This window comes from Bradyrhizobium niftali (assembly GCF_004571025.1).
GTDB lineage: Bacteria > Pseudomonadota > Alphaproteobacteria > Rhizobiales > Xanthobacteraceae > Bradyrhizobium > Bradyrhizobium niftali.
On record NZ_SPQT01000008.1, the window covers coordinates 22,760 to 40,550 of the forward strand.

At 65.2% G+C, this 17,791-nt stretch carries 15 protein-coding genes and 1 pseudogene; 5 read left to right on the forward strand and 11 right to left on the reverse strand.

Annotation, left to right across the window (positions count from 1 at the left end; all coding sequences use genetic code 11):
• The first annotated feature begins 150 nt into the window (after positions 1 to 150).
• The gene (gene bla, locus E4K65_RS16230) at positions 151 to 1,008 is read left to right on the forward strand and encodes a class A beta-lactamase (protein ID WP_135175039.1); all 858 of its coding nucleotides are present in this window, start codon (positions 151 to 153) and stop codon (positions 1,006 to 1,008) included.
• A 45-nt stretch (positions 1,009 to 1,053) separates the two neighbouring features.
• Positions 1,054 to 2,664 carry a Na+/H+ antiporter gene (locus E4K65_RS16235; protein ID WP_135175040.1) on the forward strand — a complete coding sequence of 537 codons (1,611 nt, stop codon included), beginning with the start codon at positions 1,054 to 1,056 and terminating at the stop codon, positions 2,662 to 2,664.
• A 12-nt stretch (positions 2,665 to 2,676) separates the two neighbouring features.
• On the opposite strand, the gene E4K65_RS16240 is transcribed toward E4K65_RS16235, so the two are convergent.
• From E4K65_RS16240 to E4K65_RS16265, 6 genes and pseudogenes are all read right to left on the reverse strand, one after another.
• Complete coding sequence (locus E4K65_RS16240; protein ID WP_167770860.1) at positions 2,677 to 3,504, reverse strand: N-acetylmuramoyl-L-alanine amidase; 828 nt, start codon at positions 3,502 to 3,504, stop codon at positions 2,677 to 2,679.
• Between the two features lie 3 nt (positions 3,505 to 3,507).
• Positions 3,508 to 4,845 (reverse strand): Rieske 2Fe-2S domain-containing protein, encoded by a 1,338-nt coding sequence (locus tag E4K65_RS16245; RefSeq protein WP_135175041.1) that lies wholly within the window; start codon positions 4,843 to 4,845, stop codon positions 3,508 to 3,510.
• A gap of 73 nt (positions 4,846 to 4,918) precedes the next feature.
• Positions 4,919 to 5,815 carry a TauD/TfdA dioxygenase family protein gene (locus tag E4K65_RS16250; RefSeq protein ID WP_135175042.1) on the reverse strand — a complete coding sequence of 299 codons (897 nt, stop codon included), beginning with the start codon at positions 5,813 to 5,815 and terminating at the stop codon, positions 4,919 to 4,921.
• Between the two features lie 243 nt (positions 5,816 to 6,058).
• The gene (gene ispG / locus E4K65_RS16255) at positions 6,059 to 7,342 is read right to left on the reverse strand and encodes a flavodoxin-dependent (E)-4-hydroxy-3-methylbut-2-enyl-diphosphate synthase (protein WP_092186217.1); all 1,284 of its coding nucleotides are present in this window, start codon (positions 7,340 to 7,342) and stop codon (positions 6,059 to 6,061) included.
• A gap of 12 nt (positions 7,343 to 7,354) precedes the next feature.
• A pseudogene (locus E4K65_RS16260) lies at positions 7,355 to 8,307 on the reverse strand (DMT family transporter).
• Positions 8,308 to 8,342: 35 nt separating this feature from the next.
• Positions 8,343 to 8,837 (reverse strand): Fur family transcriptional regulator, encoded by a 495-nt coding sequence (locus E4K65_RS16265; protein ID WP_135175043.1) that lies wholly within the window; start codon positions 8,835 to 8,837, stop codon positions 8,343 to 8,345.
• 155 nt (positions 8,838 to 8,992) lie between these two features.
• Between E4K65_RS16265 and E4K65_RS16270 the strand changes: the two genes are divergently transcribed.
• From E4K65_RS16270 to E4K65_RS16280, 3 genes are read left to right on the forward strand one after another with little or no spacing between them, the layout of a single operon-like run.
• Positions 8,993 to 9,475: a MarR family winged helix-turn-helix transcriptional regulator gene (locus E4K65_RS16270; protein WP_092187000.1), complete on the forward strand. Its 483-nt coding sequence runs from the start codon at positions 8,993 to 8,995 to the stop codon at positions 9,473 to 9,475.
• Positions 9,468 to 10,631: an HlyD family secretion protein gene (locus E4K65_RS16275; RefSeq protein ID WP_135175044.1), complete on the forward strand. Its 1,164-nt coding sequence runs from the start codon at positions 9,468 to 9,470 to the stop codon at positions 10,629 to 10,631. The genes E4K65_RS16270 and E4K65_RS16275 overlap by 8 nt, the downstream gene beginning before the upstream one ends.
• A gap of 28 nt (positions 10,632 to 10,659) precedes the next feature.
• Positions 10,660 to 12,216, forward strand: a complete 1,557-nt coding sequence (locus E4K65_RS16280) for an MDR family MFS transporter (protein ID WP_135175045.1) — start codon at positions 10,660 to 10,662, stop codon at positions 12,214 to 12,216.
• Between the two features lie 79 nt (positions 12,217 to 12,295).
• Here the strand turns inward: E4K65_RS16280 and E4K65_RS16285 are convergent, their stop codons facing one another.
• The 5 genes from E4K65_RS16285 to E4K65_RS16305 all read right to left on the reverse strand — a co-directional run bounded on the left by E4K65_RS16285 (position 12,296) and on the right by E4K65_RS16305 (position 17,714).
• Entirely contained in the window at positions 12,296 to 13,387 is a 1,092-nt protein-coding gene (locus E4K65_RS16285) for a phosphotransferase (RefSeq protein ID WP_135175046.1), read from the reverse strand.
• 49 nt (positions 13,388 to 13,436) lie between these two features.
• Positions 13,437 to 15,128 (reverse strand): methyl-accepting chemotaxis protein, encoded by a 1,692-nt coding sequence (locus E4K65_RS16290; protein ID WP_135175047.1) that lies wholly within the window; start codon positions 15,126 to 15,128, stop codon positions 13,437 to 13,439.
• 261 nt (positions 15,129 to 15,389) lie between these two features.
• On the reverse strand, positions 15,390 to 15,992 hold the full coding sequence (gene pcaG / locus E4K65_RS16295; RefSeq protein ID WP_135175048.1) for a protocatechuate 3,4-dioxygenase subunit alpha: 603 nt from the start codon (positions 15,990 to 15,992) through the stop codon (positions 15,390 to 15,392).
• Positions 15,993 to 16,694, reverse strand: coding sequence for a protocatechuate 3,4-dioxygenase subunit beta (gene pcaH / locus E4K65_RS16300; protein WP_135175049.1), 702 nt, complete (start codon positions 16,692 to 16,694; stop codon positions 15,993 to 15,995). It abuts the gene before it with no gap.
• Positions 16,695 to 16,820: 126 nt separating this feature from the next.
• Complete coding sequence (locus tag E4K65_RS16305) at positions 16,821 to 17,714, reverse strand: dioxygenase family protein (RefSeq protein ID WP_135175050.1); 894 nt, start codon at positions 17,712 to 17,714, stop codon at positions 16,821 to 16,823.
• Between the last annotated feature and the right edge of the window lie 77 nt (positions 17,715 to 17,791).

Here is a 17,791-nt window from a genome sequence, read left to right on the forward strand (position 1 = left end):
GTGCGTGAAGCGACAATCTCTGTCGCGATGGATAAACCTCTTCCTGGGCTACCCCCCTCCCCTGCCCTCCCCCGCAAGGGGGGAGGGAGTGCAGTTTGCTTGTGGCTGCACTTTTCGCGCTCCAGCCGTTTACATCAATGAAGGTCCCCCATGCATCTCGACCGCCGCTCCCTGCTCGCCTCGCTGTGCTGGATGGCCGCTTCTCCCGCGCTTGCCGCCGGCGCGCCGCCTGAGCTCGAGGCCTATGAGCGCGAAAGCGGCGGACGGATCGGACTCTACGCGGAGAACCTTGCGACCGGCGCGAAGATCGCCTGGCGCGCCGACGAGCGGTTCGTCATGTGCTCGACGTTCAAGGCCTCACTTGCGGCCTGCGTGCTGGCGCGGGTCGATCGCGGCCAGGAGCAGCTCGCGGCCATGATCCCTTACGGCCAGGCCGACCTGCTGAGCTATGCGCCGGTTGCCAAGCAAAATCTCGCGGCCGGCAAGATGTCGGTCGCCGAGATGTGCAAGGCGATCGTCGAGCTCAGCGACAACACCTGCGCCAATCTGCTGCTGGCGCGGATCGGCGGGCCGGCCGCCCTCACCGCGTTCTGGCGATCGCTTGGTGACACCACCTCACGGATCGACCACAACGAGCCTGAGGTCAATCGCTCCGCGCCCGGCGATCCCCACGACACCACGACGCCGGCAGCGATGGCCGGCAATCTGCGGCGGCTGGTGACGGGCGAAGCGCTGTCGCCGGCATCGCGTGCCCAGCTCACCGAATGGATGGTGGGCTGCAAGACCGGTGCGAACCGGCTGCGCGGTGGCCTGCCCGCAAGCTGGACCATCGGCGACAAGACCGGCAACAACGGCGAGGACGCATCGGGCGATATCGCGGTCGCCTGGACCACGCCGGACACGCCGATCCTGATCGCGGCCTACACCCAGGGCGGCTCGCCGACTGCCCCGCAGATCGAGGCCGCGTTCGCGCGCATCGGACGCATGGTGGCAGGGCGCCTGGCGTAATGCCACCGCATTGACCTCTTGGCCGCTTCCGGGCGAAGACAGGCCATGATCGCAGCGAAATTCCAGACCTTCCTCATCCTGCTCGCCGTGCTGGCGGGCACCGCGCTCGTCGCCCGCCGTTTCAACATCGCGCCTGCGATCTTGCTGATGCTGTCCGGCGTCGGCCTCGCCTTCGTGCCGGGCATGCCGCCGGTGGAACTGCCGCCGGAGCTGGTGCTGCTGATGGTGCTGCCGCCGCTGATCTACTCGGCCAGCGTCGCCATGAGCTGGCGCGAGTTCCGGAACAATCTGCGCCCAATTGTGCTGCTCGCGGTCGGCGCGGTGATCTTCACCGCGGCGATGGTGGCGGCCGCCACGCATTATTTGATCGGCCTACCATGGACCATCGGCTTCCTGCTCGGGGCCATCGTCGCGCCGCCCGACGTGGTGGCGCCGCTCGCGATCGCGCGACGGCTCAACATACCGCGCCGCCTCCTGGTCATACTCGAAGGCGAAGGGCTCGCGAATGACGCCACCGCACTGATCCTCTACCGCTTCGCGCTCGCCGCCATCATGGTCGGCCATTTATCGCTGCCGCTGGCGGCCGGCGAGTTTGCCCTCATCGTCGCCGGCGAGATCGCCTTCGGCATCGGCGTCGGCTGGCTCTCGCTGCGCTTCCGCAAATGGGCGAAGGATCAGCAGGTCGAGCTCACGCTGTCGCTGATCACACCTTACGTCTCCTACTGGCTGCCCGAGCATGTCGGCGGCTCCGGCGTGATCGCCACCGTCGCCTGCGGGCTCTATGTGAGCTGGAACGGCCCGCTGCTGATCTCCTCGGCGACGCGCCTGCAAGGCATCTTCTTCTGGGACCTCATCATCTATCTGATCGAGGGCTTGCTGTTCCTGCTCACCGGCTTCCAGATGCGCGCGCTCTACGAGAAATCGAAGGCGTTCCCGCTCGACGACATCCTCATCGCGACCGCCGTCGTGCTGATGATCATTGTGACCGCGCGCTTCGCCTGGCTCTATCCCGCGACTTATCTGCCGCGGATCTTCTCCAAATCATTGCGCAAGCGCGATCCGTCGCCGCCATGGCAATGGCCGTTCGTGCTCGCCTTCACCGGCGTGCGCGGCGCGGTGTCGCTGGCGGCGGCGCTGGCGCTGCCGTTCACCCTGCCGGGCGGCGAGGCCTTTCCGTATCGCGACCTGATCCTGTTCGTCGCCTTCGGCGTCATCTTCGTCACGCTGATCGGCGTCGGACTGACGCTGCCGCCGGTGGTGCGCTGGCTCGGCGTCGCTGAAGCCGGCCGCAACGAGCATGTCGCCGAGCATGAGGCCGAGATCACCGCGCGGCGCCAGGCGCTCGACGCCGCGCTGAAGTCGCTCGACGCTCTGGCCGAAGGAAAGGAGGTCTCGGATGAAGTGATGAGGCTTCTGCGCGCCCGCCACGAGATCCGCGCCAACCAGCTTCCCGATTCCCTCGATCCCGCGCACCACGACGTCTCCGCCGCCGGCACCGCGCTGACCCGCGAGCTGATCGTCGCCGAACGCAAATTCATCCACGACCTCCTGCGCGACGGCCAGATCACCGACGAGACGCGGCGCCGGATCGAGCGCGATCTGGATCTGGAAGAGGCGAGCTTGGCGAACCGTGAGTATCGGGGCGTGCCGCTGTAGCTTCTCGTCAAGCTACCGCCTCACGCAAAACTCCCCCATCGCGGCCGCGACAGCTCCCGCGATCATCTCCTGCCGCTCCAGGGAGTTCATCGCCATTTCCTCGTCGCGGTTGATGATCGAGCCGGCTTCGAGCAGCACCGCGGCACTTCTCGTTCGCGACAGCACGACGAGCCCGTCATAGCGGTAGACACCGAGATCCTTGTCGAGCAATTGGCGCCGGTAGCGGCCCATCACCGGCAATGTGTATTGGCTGGCATAGTGCAGGCCCTGCTCTTTCAACTGCCGCCCGATCATCCGGGCCAGCAACAGGCTGGTGGCGAAGTGCGAATTGCGTTCGGATACGAACAGCGAATAGCCTGAAAACCGATCGCTGAAATAACTCATCGCGCCGTCGAATTCCCAGGTCTCGAGCAGCTTGTCCGGCACCGAGTCGTGATGGATCGACAGCAGGAGATCGGCCCGGCCGTCATTCGCGGCACTGACGCGCTTGAACAGGCTCGGCCGCGCCTTGCCGTCCGTAACGAGCAGGCGGGTTGCGGCAAAGCCCTGGTCCCTGAGTTTCGCCGTGATCAGCGTTCCGAGCCGGAAGTTGAAGCCGAACTCCGGATCATTGCGCGCGCTCAGCGCGCCGTAGGAGTCCGGGGTGTGCCCGACATCCACGACGATCCGGAATTTCGGCATCTCACATCTGGCCGATGGCGCCGGCGGCTTCGGCTTGGACTTGGGCCCGGGCTTCGCCATCGTTCGCGCGGCAGCGGCATGTCCGCGCTCAACGGGGGCCAGCGACGACAGCAGGGTCGACGCGACCAATCCGGCGATGATGCTGCGCAACTGCCCCAAGCGCTACTCCGCTGCTGCGACCTTGGGACGGCCGACGAAGCCTGCGACATCGCCAAAACGTTCCAGCATCACCGCCGGCAGGTCCTTGGCCCTGCTGGTGACGCAGGCGCCGGAGCGCACCGCGTAGCGATCCTGGTGTGCGGCCTGCGGCGGCGGCTCGCCCTGCTGAAGCGCGCGCGCCAGCTCCATCACGACTTTCCGGAAATGCATGATGCCGAGATCGGTCGGGCCGAGATGCTCCCGGGTACGGTCGGCGATCGGGCCCTGGCTGTCCTGCACGGCGGCGTCCTGCTCGGAGACGCCCTTGATGCCGGTGTAGCTCATGGTCTTCTGGAGCTTGCGGTCGATCAGATAATCGTTCCCCTTGTGGCGCAGTGGCACGTAATTGTCGTCGACCTCCGCGATCACGCCGTTGCCGCGATCGAACGCGTCGCGTTCGGCTTGCGTCAGCGGCCGCACGGGATTCCAGGCATAGGTGTAGATCCAGCAATTGGTGTCGGTGACGGGCACGAAGGTCTGGCCGAAGATGTTCTCACCCGGCATCGCGCTCGGCGCATAGGCGTGGAACGGCATCAGGAACTGCGCGATCCGCCAATAGATGTTGTCGCTGCCGGTGAGCCGGCCACCGGCGATCGTCAGTCCCGCTTCATGCGGACTGACCTTGATCACGGGGCGCGGATCCTCGGCGATCCAGCGCATGTGATCGGTGCTGACGCGGACAAGCGGATTCACAAAGTGCTTCTTGATGTCCAGAATCTCGTTCTCCTCCTTGTCGAAGGAGAGATGGGCGAAGGTGAAATGCGCGGTGTCGATCGAGCCCTCCAGCGCCTGCACCCAGTTGCAGTCCTGCCATTTCTTGCTGACGTAACGATGCGAGGCCGGCAGCAGCGCCATTTCGAGATCGGGCAGCTCGGGCATGGCGTCCGCTGGGCCCATATAGGCCCAGATCATCTCTCCCCATTCGCGCACCGGATAGGACTTGATGCGGATGAGATCCTTGGCGTTGAGATCGGGATAGGAGGTCGGCATGTCCACGCAGCGACCGTCGGTATCGAACTTCCAGCCGTGATAGACGCAGCGGATGCCGCACTCCTCAACGCGCCCAAGCCAGAGATTGGCGCCGCGATGCGGGCAGTATTGATCGATGACACCGACAACGCCGCGCGAATCGCGGAAGGCGAGCAGCTCCTCGCCGAGCACGGTGATCTTCTTGGGCTCGCTGTCGGGCTCGGGCAGTTCTTCGGACAGCAGGACGGGAATCCAGAAGCGGCGCAACAGCTCGCCCATGCCCGTTCCCGGGCCGACCTCGGTCAGGAATTTGTTGTCCTCGGCGCGGAGCATTGCGGATCCTCCCGATTTGTTTTTTGGGAAGATTGGCGCGGGAGCGGGAGGACGTCAACGCAAGAAGCGGCGCCTACACCGGCCGCTCCCCCTTCACCGTCACCCGCGTGCCCGAGCGCGTATGCGGCCAGTAGTCCCACATCGCGCGATGCTGGGTGCAGCGGTTGTCCCAGAAGGCGATGGCGTTCTCGGTCCAGCGGAAGCGGCACTGGAACAGCGGGTTCTCGGCGTGCTGGTAGAGATAGGCGAGCATCGCGTCGCTCTCGTCGCGCGGGATGCCGTTGATGTGGCGGGTGAAGCCGCGGTTGACGTAGAGCGCTTTCCTGCCCGTCACCGGGTGCGTGCGCACCACCGGATGCTCCGCGTTCGGATAGGACGGACGATCGGCGACGCCGTAATTGGCATAGAGCCCGCGATAGATCGGCTCGCCGTCATGCAGCGCGGTCAGCCCGTCGAGATAGGCCTTCATGCGATCCGACAGCGCCTCATAGGCCGCGTACATGTTGGCGAACAGCGTGTCGCCGCCGCGCGGCGGACACTGCTTGATGTAGAGGATCGAGCCCATCGGCGGCTCGAGATCGCAGGACACGTCGGAGTGCCAGCCCTCGCCGTTCGCGCGCGGCGAGTTCTTGTCGGCGTAGATCTTCATCAGCGCCGGGTCTTCGTCCTCGTGGGGAGCTGCGGGATGGAAATGCAGCTCGCCGAACTTGCGGCCGAAGGCGAGATGCTGCTGTGGCGTGATGTGCTGGCCGCGGAAGAAGATCACGAGGTTTTCCGCGAGCGCGCGGTGAACCTCATCCATTTGCCGGTTGGAACGGCCATCGCCATCGACGAGCGTGCCGATGTCGACGCCGGATATTTCAGCGCCGATGATCGGTGTGAGCTTTTCGACCGCGATCGTTTCGTAAGGCGCGCCGTCTTCGGCCATGTGACGGTAGCGCGGGCCCTGCTTGCCGGCGAGTGAGCTCATGGCGTGTCTCCCGATCGTTGTTGATTGGGGCCATCGTAGCGCGCGGTAACAGATGCGCAATCTGCACCGCAAACACAGCCGTCGTCCCGGACAAGCGCAAGCGCAGATCCGGGACCCATAGCCACCGAACTAGATTTGGCGAAGACTCGGAACTACGATCTCGCGCCATAACCACGGCCTGTGGTTATGGGTCCCGGCCTTCGCCGGGACGACGGCGGAGTATGAGGCGCTAGCGGAGTGAAATCACTCCGCCGCCGTCACCGGCACCTTGGCGCCCTGGCCGTAGCGCTGGTCGATGTAGTCGATCACCAGCGCCTTGAAGTCGGCGGAGATGGTCGGGCCGCGCAGCGTGCGGAACTTCTTGCCGTCGACGAAGACAGGCGCGGCCGGCGCTTCACCGGTGCCGGGCAAGGAGATGCCGATATTGGCGTGCTTGGATTCGCCGGGGCCGTTGACGATGCAGCCCATCACCGCGACGTTGAGCTCTTCCACACCCGGATATTTCGTCTTCCAGGCCGGCATCTCGTCGCGGATGAAATCCTGGATCGAGCGCGCCAGCTCCTGGAACGTGGTCGAGGTGGTGCGGCCGCAGCCGGGGCACGCCGCAACCAGCGGCACGAAGGTGCGGAAGCCCATGGTCTGCAAGAGCTCCTGGCCGACCTGCACCTCACGGGTACGGTCGCCGCCGGGCTCCGGCGTCAGCGAAATGCGGATGGTGTCGCCGATGCCCTGCTGCAGCAGGATGCCGAGCGCGGCCGAGGAGGCGACGATGCCCTTCGAGCCCATGCCGGCCTCGGTGAGACCGAGATGGATGGCGTAGTCGGAGCGCGACGCGAGATCCTGGTAGACCGCGATGAGGTCCTGCACCGCCGAGACCTTTGCGGAGAGGATGATGCGGTCCTTCGGCATGCCGAGCTCTTCGGCGCGCGCGGCCGAGAGCAGCGCCGACTGCACCATCGCCTCGCGCGTCACCGCGCGCACGTCGCGCGGATTGGCGGACGCGGCGTTCTCGTCCATCAGCTTGGTCAGCAGCTCCTGGTCGAGCGAGCCCCAATTGGCGCCGATGCGCACCGGCTTGTTGTTCTTGTTCGCGATCTCGATGATGTCGGCGAACTGGGTGTCGCGCTTGTCCTTGAAGCCGACATTGCCGGGATTGATGCGGTACTTGGCGAGCGCCTCGGCGCAGGCCGGATAGGCTGCGAGCAGCTTGTGGCCGATATAATGGAAGTCGCCGATCAAGGGCGTGGTGATGCCGCGCTTGGCGAGGCCGTCACGGATGTGCGGGACGGCGGCTGCAGCCTCCTCGCGGTCCACGGTGATGCGGACCATTTCGGAGCCGGCGCGCGCGAGCGCTGCGACCTGGGCGATGGTGCCGTCGATATCGGCGGTGTCGGTGTTGGTCATCGACTGCACGACGATCGGCGCCCCGCCGCCCACGGCGACGTCGCCGACCTTGACCTGGGTGGTCCGGTGCCGCGGCGCCGGGCCCGCGATGTCTGAATCGATGGTGTTCTCGAGCTTGTTCATGGGGTCCAAATATCAGGTTTTGGTGACGTTCAGCAATGCATCGCGCGGCGCCGCAGCCGATGAGCTGGGACGGTTAACTAGAAAAAGCCCAGCAATTACAAGGACCGCGGCGGCCCCGAACGTCAGGCTCAAGGTGTCGTGCATGATGAAATAGCTACCCACCACGCCAAACAAAGGGGTGATGAAGGTAAAAGCAGATAATTTGCTGGCCGAATAGGCCTTCACCAGCGCGAACCAAAGCGTGAACGTGGTTCCCACAACCCAGATCGCCTGGAAGGCCATCAGGGCGAGGGACAGCGGCGCCGGCGTGTGGGTGATGGATTCGCCGAACAGCCAGGCCGCCAGGCCCAGGATCGGGATCGAGGTTGCAACCTGGTAGCCCAGCGCCTTCTCCGGCGCGGCGAAGCGCAGCCGCGTGCCCTTGGCGACCAGGGTCGTTGCCGCCCACAGCGCGGCACCGCCGACGATCATGAGGTCGCCGAGCAGCACCTTGGCATCGACATCCGGCTGCGGCACGCCGATGGCGAGCGCGACGCCGGCAAAGCTCACCGCGAGTCCCAGCCATTGCGTGCCGCCGAGCCGTTCGCCGAGCACCTGGTAGGAGCCGAGCGCGACGAAGAACGGCGCGGTGTAAAGAAACACCACGGCCCGGGACGCCGGCGTGAGGCGCAGGCCTTGGAAGATCAGCACGAACTCGATGCCGAACATCAGCCCAGCGATCAGGCCGGGCTTCCAGGTCCCGTCCTTCTCGAAGAATTTGACGCCACGTAAGCTGCCGATGATGAACAGCACCGGCAGCGCACCCATCGAGCGGATCATCGCCTGGAGCATCGGCGGATGTCCGGCAGCACCAGCTTCACCGCGATCTGGTTGAAGCCCCAGGTCAGGCACAGCATCAGCATCAGGGCGATGGCGCCGGCACTGAGAGGGCGACCGGCGGACGGTATGGCTTGAGGTGAGGACATTTCTTCCCGAAATCCGGCTTTGTGCCGTTGTTGTATTAAGAGGTTTTCTGACAATGGGTGCAGATGCCCGTGATCTCGACCACGGACAATTTGGGGGCAAAGCCCGAGCTGCGCGCGGCGGCGTTGATATCCTTGGCGAAGGACGCTGACGGGATCTCGCCGACCAGGCCGCAGCGCTCGCAGATCAGGAATGCCACCGCCGAGGTCGCATCGTGGTCGTGGGCGGCGCAGGCGAGATAGGCGTTGCGGCTCTCGATGCGGTGCACGAGTCCGTTCGCCATCAAGAAATCGAGAGCACGGTAGACCGTGATCGGCGCCGGCCGCGGCATCGACTTGGCGAGTTCGTCGATCACCTCATAGGCGCCGAGCGGGCGGTGGCTGGAGAGCAGCGCCCCGAGCACCTGGCGGCGAATCGGCGTGAATTTCTGCGCGCGCTGCTCGCAAACCTCCTCGGCATGCGCCAGCGCGTCCGCAGTGCAGCGGCCGTGATCGTGGTCGGGCGCGGGAAATGCCGGTTTTGCGAGGGTCATTGCCTTGCGTTCTAGCATTTCGGCTGGGGAACCCAAAGGCCGGGCCACGCGCGGCTGTCAGCCATGCTTTTCCGGCGGGACAGCGTCGCACTAACCCGCCATGAAAAAATCATAAGCTTGCTTATAGTATCCCAAGCTTATTGGAGACAAAGCGCATGAGCCGCGGCCCCGTGGACCAGAACTTCCTGTTTACGCTCGCCGAGCTCTACCGCCTGCTGCGCGTCTACGCCGACAAGGAGGCGTCGCGCTTCGGCATCACCCGTGCGCAATGGGCGGTGCTGGCCAAGGTCGAGCGCAGCGAAGGCATGAAGCAGTCGGAACTCGCCGAGCTCCTCGAGGTGCAGCCGATCACGCTCACGCGCCTGATCGACAAGCTCTGCGACAATGACTGGCTGGAGCGCCGCAATGACGCCTCGGACCGCCGCGTCAAACGCCTGTACCTGAAGAAGGCCGGCCGGACGCTGCTCGGCCGGATGAGCGGGCTGCGGTCGGAAATCACCGCCAACGCGCTCGACGGCATCAATCCGGCGGACGCTCACCGTCTCCTCACCCAACTCGAATCCATCAAAGAAAACGTGCGTAACGCGATCCAGACCAGCGGAGCGGAACAAGCGCGTAAGGAGCAACGCTATGGCTGATCAGGTCCTGAAATTCCAGCCGGAGCAGAAGAGCGACAGCGGCAAGCCCACCAAGAAGGCCGGCACCGACCCGCGCCGCCGGCTGGTGGCCGGCCTGCGCCGTTATCGCCGCTTCCTGCTCCTGGTCGTGCTGCCGATCGTCGTCGCCATTGCCGGCTTGGCCTTCTATCTGAATGGCGGCCGCTATGTCGGCACCGATGACGCCTATGTCGGCGCGCAGAAGGTGCTGGTGACGCCCGACATCTCCGGCAAGATCGAGAAGGTCGTCGTGAGGGAAGGTCAGCTCGTCAAGCAGGGCGATGAGCTGTTCGAGATCGATCCCGTGCCGTTCCGCCTCGCGGTGGACGAGGCCAGGGCGCAGCTCGCGCAGGCGCAGTCGACCTACGATAATCTCCGCGCCAACATCAAGATCTACGGCGACATGCTTAATCTCGCCCAGCAGGGCGTCGACCTCAAGCAGCGCGACGTCGAGCGCAAGCAGGCGCTGGTCAAGAACAGCTACGGCTCGCAGCTCGATCTCGACAACGCGGCGAACGCGCTGGTCACGTCAGGCTCGATCGCGCAATACGTCAAGCAGCAGGTCTCGACGGCCAAGACGCAGCTGCTCGGCGATACCGACCTGCCGCTGGAGAAATTCCCGCCCTACGCGCAGGCCAAGTCCAAGCTCGACAACGCCGAGCGCAATCTCGATCACGCCGTGGTGCGGGCGCCGATGAGCGGCGTCGCGACGCAGGTCGAGCAGATCCAGCTCGGCCGCTATGTCAGCGCCGGCACGCCGGTGTTCTCCATCATCGACATCGCCCATCCCTGGGTCGACGCCAATCCGAAGGAAAGCGACCTCACCTACGTCACCGAAGGCCAGCCTGTTACCCTCGAGGTCGACGCGTTCCCGAACCACGTCTTCAAGGGCAAGATCGGCTCGCTCTCGCCGGGCACCGGCGCGCAATTCGCGATCCTGCCGCCGCAGAACGCCACCGGCAATTTCGTCAAGGTGGTGCAGCGCGTGCCGATCCGCATCTATTTCGACGAGACCGACAAATACGTGCGGAAGCTGAAAGCCGGCATGAGCGTCTACGCCACCATCGACACCGGGCATCGGCGCTCGCTCGCCGGCCTGCTCGGCCTGTCGGCGACCGCGGGTCAGGACAAAGACTAAGCCAAAGACCAAGACAAGGACTGATCCGATGTCCGGCCCCAATGCCAGCCTGATGGTCCCCGGCCTACGCCGGAACATGGTGACGATCTGCGCTATGACCGCGACCATCATGCAGGCGCTGGACACCACCATCGCCAACGTCGCCCTGCCCTACATGCAGGGCACGCTGTCGGCCTCGCAGGACCAGATCAACTGGGTGCTGACCTCCTACATCGTCGCCGCCGCGATCATGACGGCGCCGGTGGGCTGGATCGCCAACCGCTTCGGCCGCAAGCGCATCTTCATCATCTGCTCGGCCGGCTTCACCATGGCCTCGGTGCTGTGCGGCCTCGCGCAGGACATCAACCAGATGGTGCTGTTCCGCCTGCTGCAGGGCGTGTTCGGCGCGGCGCTGGTGCCGCTGTCGCAGTCGGTGATGCTCGACTATTACACGCTCCAGGAACGCGCCAAGGCGATGTCGATCTGGGGCATGGGCGTGATGATGGGCCCGATCATGGGGCCCTCGCTAGGGGCCTGGCTCACCGAGACCTATTCCTGGCACTGGGTGTTCTTCGTCAATCTGCCGTTCGGCGCCATTACCGTGCTCGGGCTGATCGTCTTCATGGACGAGACCAGGAAGGATATCAGCCTCAAATTCGACTGGTTCGGCTTCGCCGCGCTGGCGGTCGCGATCGGCTCGCTTCAGCTCGCGCTCGACCGCGGCGAGCAACTGGGCTGGCTCGAATCCAACGAGATCGTCGCGGAGTTCATCGTCTCCGCCGTCGCGTTCTACTTCTTCGTCGCGCACTCCTTCACGACCGCGACGCCGTTCATCCGCTTCGCGCTGTTCAGGGATCGCAATTTCGTCACCGGCTGCATGTTCATGGTGGTGATGGGGCTGGTGCTGTTCTCGACCATGGCGCTGGCCTCGCCCTACATGCAGAACGTGATCGGCTACCCCATCATCACCGCCGGCCTGCTGCTGGCGAGCCGCGGCTTCGGCACCTTCTTCGCCATGATGCTGGTCGGCCGCATGATGCGCTATTTCGAGGCGCGCACCCTGATCATCTCAGGCCTGACGCTGACCGCGGGCTCGCTCTACCAGATGACCGGCTGGACCGACCTGACCCAGGTGCCGGAGATCGTGACGGTCAGCGTCATCCAGGGCTTTGGCTTCGGCCTCGTCTTCGTGCCGCTCTCGACCGTTGCGTTCCTGACGCTGTCGAACGAGCTGCGTACCGACGGTACCGCGATGCTGACCCTGATGCGGAACGTCGCGAGTTCGGTCGGCATTTCCGTCGTCATCGCCCAGCTGACGCAGGGAACGCGCCGGACCTATGCGATCCTCTCCGAGCACATCAACCCGTTCAACCACGCGCTCCAGATGCCCGACGTCAGCGGCCTCATCAACCTCTCCACCGATGCCGGCCGCGCCATGGCCGACAGGATGGTCAGCGTGCAGGCGCAGATCATCGCCTTCGCGCACGACTATATGCTGGTGATGGTCTTCATCCTCTGCACCATCCCGCTCGCTTTGTTGATCGGCTCGACCAAGGCCACGCTGCGCAAGCAGGCCGCGGGGCCGGAACATGCGGTGATGGAGTAGGGGCACACGCGACCCACAATCTCCGCCGTCGTCCCGGCGAATGTCGGGCGGTCGTCGCGTCCCATTGCCGCTCCGTCGCCTACCCCAACAATTCCTCGCAGCCCAAATCCTCGACCGCGATCATCACGCGCTCCAGATTATTCCACCAGATCAACGGCGGGATGTTGATGCTCCACTGCCAGACCGGCCGGGTGATGTGCCAGAGCACCGACCATCGATAGTCGCGATCGAGCGCACCGCGCGTGTAGCCGGTGATGCCGCTCTCAATCAGCGTGTCATGGTAGAGATTGAGCAGCGAGCGTTCGAGCGCCTGCCGGCGTTCCGGATACCATTGCATCGCCATCATATAGGCGAGGTCGTTGGTCGGAACGTTGATACTCCACAGATCGAAATCGAAGATGCGCGCGGTGTCTGCGACGCCGGCGCGCGGCAGCATGAAATTCCAGATATGGGCGTCGCCATGGGTGATGCTGAGGTGCCGGCGTGAATGGTAGCGCCGGGACAGCCGGTCCGACTGATCGATGAGACGACGATAGAGGATGCGCCGCTCCTCGCTGAGGCGATCCCCGAGCAGGTCGGCGAAGCGGTCATAATGGCCCGCAAACGTCTCCATGTGTTGCGCGCTGTCCTCGGTGCTCGCCCAGGTGCCGGCGGTGTCGCCAAGTCCGGGATGGTCCCACCACGCCGCGTGCCAGCGTGCGAGGGTCGTAACGATCGCAACCGCCTGATCGCGCGATGGCGGCAGCGGCCAGGCCGTCGCGATTTCGTGGCTGTCGGTGAGGTCCTCGAGCAGAAGATGCCAAGTGAGGCTGTCCTCGTCGAAATGTCCGTCGAAGCAGCGGGGCACGAGTCCCGGCGGCATTTTCGGTACGAGCCGGGTGTAGAAGGCCACTTCGTGCCGGCCGCCATTTGCCAGCGTCTGCGCGAATGCGGAATTGGCAGTCTTCAGGATCAGCGATTGCGGGGCACCGGCGGATTCTCCGACATAGCGCAGGCCAAGGCGGATGATGTGTGACACGACGGTGTCACGCTGATGCAGCACCTTCACCTCGCGGACGGCGCCAGCGTCCAGCACGCCGCCCCTGCGTAGCGCGGCCGTCAGTTGGGCGGGCTCAACGACCGCCGGCAGTTGTGGATGTGTCATAGCCACGATGCCCCTGCCCCGCGCCATCCTGCACGATCACAACCCCGGGCACCAGCGGGGGACCCGGCGTCCGGCTTCAGGCCGCAGCCGTCGAATCGCGCACGGTCCGGACCACGACCGACCGCAGCTGCTCCAGATTGGACGCCATGCCGGCGATCGCCTGCCTGACCTCCGCGGCGCGCTCGTTCACGGAGGCGGCGTCGCGGCTGACATTGCCGATCTTGGCCGAGACCTCCTTCGCGGCGGACGCCGATTCGGAAATCGACCGCGCGATCTCCCGCGTCGCGGCGTCCTGCTGTTCCATCGCGGCGGCAACCGAGGTCGCCACACCGTCGATCTCGACGATGTGGCCCCCCATCGTCTCGACGGCATCGACCGCGGCCTGCGTCGAGGCCTGGATCTCGGCAATCAGCCGCCCGATCTCCTCGGTGGACTTGGCGGTCTGGTCGGACAGGGATTTCACTTCGGCAGCGACCACCGCGAAGCCGCGGCCGGCCTCGCCGGCACGCGCCGCCTCGATCGTGGCGTTGAGCGCCAGCAGGTTGGTCTGGCCGGCGATGCCGCCGATGAGGTCGGAGACCTCGGCAATCTTCTTCACCGATCCCGCCAGCGCCTGAATGGTCGAACGCGCCTGCTCGCGGCCGGCAACGGCCGATCGGGTGACCGTGCTGGTCCGCGCGACCTGGCCCGCGATCTCGCGGATCGAAGCGCTCAGTTCTTCGGCCGCGGCCGAAACGGTCTGGGAGCTGCCGAGTGCCTGGGTGGAGGCAGCGGCCACCGCCTGCGACTCCGAGGACAGCGATCGCGCGATCTCGGACAGGCTGGAGACGGCCCGCTCGACGCCCTGGCTCGCCGCACTCGCGGTGTCGACCGAGCGCCCGGTCTCGCGCTCGACGGTCTCGGCCATCTGGTGCAGGGCGCCGCGCTTGGCGAGCGCGGCCTCCTGCTCCTTCTGCAACTGCTCCTCGCGCAGCCGCGTATTCTCGATCGCGGCCTGCTTGAACACCAGAAGCGCGCCCGCCATCGAGCCGACCTCGTCCTGACGGTGGGCAAACGGAATGTCGGCGGCGATATCGCCGGTCGCGAGCTTTTGCATCGTATCCGTCATGCGCACGATCGGGCGCACCACGCCGAGGGCAACGCCGAGCAGCCCGGCGGCAATGAAGGCCAGGACGGCGGCGGTCACGCCGAGGAGGATGTAGAGGATCGAGCTGTCGCGCTCCGCGGCCAGCTTCTCCATGTCGGCATTCTGCTTGTTGGCGCTCTCGACGATGCTGTCGATGACGGCGCGATGCGCGGTGTAGGCGTCCTTGAGCCGCGCGTAGGCGCGTTCGGCGGCAGCCATGTCCTTGGCCTTGAGGGCCGGCAGGAGCTGGTCCGACAGGAGCTTCCAGAACTTCTGCACCTCGGCATCGGACTTCGACACCAGCGCCGTCTTCAGGTCGGCCGAGAGGCTGGAGGCGATCCAGAATGCCTTGCGCTCGTCGTAATCCTTGCGGAGCTGGACCAGGCGCTCGCCATGGGCCGCCAGCAGGTCCGGCTCGCGCATGGCGAGGGTCGCCTCGAGATAGGCCTCGATGACATATTCCGGCGGCGGCAGGATGTCCGCGATGAGGTCGTTGCCGAGCTTGATGTCGGAATAGAGCGGCCCGCCGACCTTGAGCTCCTTCAAGGCGTAGAGGCTGGTGGAGACCACGGCCGTGAAACCGATGGCCAGAACGATGCCGAAAGCAATGATCGCGGAGGAAAGCGACAGACGAATTTTCATGAAACAATCCAGGGCATGCGTCGAAACCGCAGCGACCCTAGACGAATACGGTAAATACGGGCTTGCTTCGCGCCAGAATTGTATCGCGCGCGCTCCGCACAATTACGGGGATTGGGCATCAATCATCGGTTTTTGAGTCAGCGAGGCTGACACACAAACCTGGAAGAGAGTGATTTCAGGCCCGATGCAACGCAGCGCCCACCTTGATGCGTGGAATGAGAAACGCGCGCCGGCGGTGCAGGCCTCCCGGCACGCGTTGCCTCACACGTCGAAGAACACCGTCTCGTCGTCGCCCTGCAAACGCAGATCGAGGCGATAGACGGCCTTGCCGGCCTCGCGCGTCGCGATCAGCGTGGCGCGGCGATCGGCGGGCACCAGCGCCAGCACGGGATCGGCGGCGTTGCCGGCCTCGTCGCTGAAATAGATCCGAGTATAGAGATGCCGCAGCATGCCGCGGCCGAACACCGCAAGGAGGACATGCGGCGCCTGTGGCTTGCCGTCGGGATCGGGCACCACGCCCGGCTTGACGGTGTCGAAGGCATAATTGCCGTCCTTGTCGGTGCCGCAGCGGGCGAAACCGCGGAAGCTGGCATTCGGCAGCGCGCGCTTGTCCTGCGGGTCGGCGAAACGCCCTTGGGCATCCGCCTGCCAGATCTCCAGCATGCAATCCGGCACGGCGACGCCGTCGCCGTCGAACACGCGGCCCTCGATGCGGACACGATCGCCCGTGACGTCGGGCGTCAGCGTCGAATTGGTGAACGCGTCGTTCCACGCATAGTCACCGGTCGGCGTCAGCCCGTATTTGAAGAACGGACCGACCGTCTGCGATGGCGTGATCCCGTTGTCCTTCACGTTGTCCTGCACTTAATGGTTCTCCATTGGCGTGGCGTTCTTGCCGCGCAGCACGATGTTGAAGCGGTAGCACAGCGCCCATTCGGGCTGGGTGTTCTCGAGATCGAACGACGAGACCATCCGCGCGCGCGCCTTCTCGTCCGGTACCGAATTGAAGATCGGATCGAACGGGAACAGCGGATCGGCCGGAAAGTACATCTGCGTCACCAGCCGCGTGACGAAGGAGTGACCGAACACCGAGAGATGGATGTGCGCGGGACGCCAGGCGTTGTGGTGATTGCCCCACGGATAGGCGCCGGGCTTGATGGTGACGAAGCGGTAGTAGCCGGCGGCATCGCTCTGGGTGCGGCCTGCGCCGGTGAAGTTCGGATCCAGCGGCGCCGGATGCTGGTCGCGGACATGGACGTAGCGGCCGCAGGAATTGGCCTGCCAGATCTCGACCAGAGAGTTGGGCACGCCGCGACCGTCCTCGTCGAGCACATGGCCGTGCACGATGATGCGCTCGCCGATCGGCTCGCCGCTGTGCTGGGTGGTGAGATCGTTGTCGCCCTCGCGCACGGTTTCGTGGCCGTAGACCGGGCCGGTCAATTCCGACAGCGTGTGGCGCATCGGGATCAAGGGCTTGTTCGGCGCGCGCTTGATCGAGCTTTTATACTCGGGCGACAGCGGCAGCGGATGCGCCTTGTTGCTGTCGACGGGATAGATGAATGTCATTGGCGACTCCTCCCCGGCCATTTTGGTCCGGCCGGTCAATGCTTCCGCCAATCATTATAGGATATAACTAATTGGGGGAAGCGAGTTTAGCAGCCTCTCTGGGCCGGCGCATGGCACAGACGCGCCCTATTTGATCGGCGGACGTGGCAGCACGGCTTCGCCGGCCTCGAGCCGGTAGGTGTGGTCGAGCGAATACCAGGGCGTCGCGACGTCGCGCGCGGCCGGATGCGGCGTATCGTGGCGCAGGAATTTGCCGATCAGCGCCTGCGTCACCCCGAACTGCACATCGCTGTCGATGTGCGGATCGGCGGGGTCGTAGACCTGCGAGATCAGCACCTTGAATCCGGGCTTGAAGATCAGGGCGTGCAGATGCGCGGGGCGATAGGGGTGCCGGCTCTGCGCCTTCAGCAGGCGGCCGACCACACCATTGGTCGGAATGGGATAGCCCACCATCATCACCGAACGGAAGGCGAAGCGTCCGTCCTGGTCGGTCGTGAACTTGCCGCGCAGGTTCATGTCGGCCTGATCAGGGTCCTGGTTCTCGTAGAGACCGACCGGCGAGGCGTGCCAGACATCGACCTCCGCGCCCGCGACAGGACGGTCGTCCTTGTCCACGACGCGGCCGCTGACGAACAGCGGCGCACCCGGTGTCTCGGAGCGGACAATCGATCCGCCATTCTCGACCCGCGGCGAATTCAACCGCCAGAACGGCCCGAGCAGCGACTGGTCGGTTTCCGTATTGCCCTGATCGCCATTGTTGAGCAGGCACACCAGCGGCGAGACGCCGAGCGAGCCGGCCATCAGCACGACTTCGTTATGCGTGTCGGTCGTCAGCTTGCCGAGCTCGGCCACGATCGCGGTGGCGTCGCGGAACTCCGCCTCGGTCAGGCGAACATCGCGCACGAATGCGTGCAGGTGCTTGACCAGTGAGACCATGATCTGGCGAAGCCGCGGATCGGACGTCCGCTCCATCACCGCCAGTGCCGCGGCCGTTACGTCCTGCTCGCGCTCGATGATCATGGGACGGTCCCTTCCCTCGTCATTCCGGGGCGATGCGAAGCATCGAACCCGGAATCTCGAGATCCCGGGTTCGGTGC

Coding starts and splice junctions, on each gene's coding strand:
- bla (WP_135175039.1), top strand. CDS start 151: ATGCATCTCGACCGCCGCTCCCTGCTCGCCTCGCTGTGCTGGATGGCC.
- E4K65_RS16235 (WP_135175040.1), top strand. CDS start 1,054: ATGATCGCAGCGAAATTCCAGACCTTCCTCATCCTGCTCGCCGTGCTG.
- E4K65_RS16245 (WP_135175041.1), bottom strand. CDS start 4,845: ATGCTCCGCGCCGAGGACAACAAATTCCTGACCGAGGTCGGCCCGGGA.
- E4K65_RS16250 (WP_135175042.1), bottom strand. CDS start 5,815: ATGAGCTCACTCGCCGGCAAGCAGGGCCCGCGCTACCGTCACATGGCC.
- ispG (WP_092186217.1), bottom strand. CDS start 7,342: ATGAACAAGCTCGAGAACACCATCGATTCAGACATCGCGGGCCCGGCG.
- E4K65_RS16265 (WP_135175043.1), bottom strand. CDS start 8,837: ATGACCCTCGCAAAACCGGCATTTCCCGCGCCCGACCACGATCACGGC.
- E4K65_RS16270 (WP_092187000.1), top strand. CDS start 8,993: ATGAGCCGCGGCCCCGTGGACCAGAACTTCCTGTTTACGCTCGCCGAG.
- E4K65_RS16275 (WP_135175044.1), top strand. CDS start 9,468: ATGGCTGATCAGGTCCTGAAATTCCAGCCGGAGCAGAAGAGCGACAGC.
- E4K65_RS16280 (WP_135175045.1), top strand. CDS start 10,660: ATGTCCGGCCCCAATGCCAGCCTGATGGTCCCCGGCCTACGCCGGAAC.
- E4K65_RS16285 (WP_135175046.1), bottom strand. CDS start 13,387: ATGGCGCGGGGCAGGGGCATCGTGGCTATGACACATCCACAACTGCCG.
- E4K65_RS16290 (WP_135175047.1), bottom strand. CDS start 15,128: ATGAAAATTCGTCTGTCGCTTTCCTCCGCGATCATTGCTTTCGGCATC.
- pcaH (WP_135175049.1), bottom strand. CDS start 16,694: ATGACATTCATCTATCCCGTCGACAGCAACAAGGCGCATCCGCTGCCG.
- E4K65_RS16305 (WP_135175050.1), bottom strand. CDS start 17,714: ATGATCATCGAGCGCGAGCAGGACGTAACGGCCGCGGCACTGGCGGTG.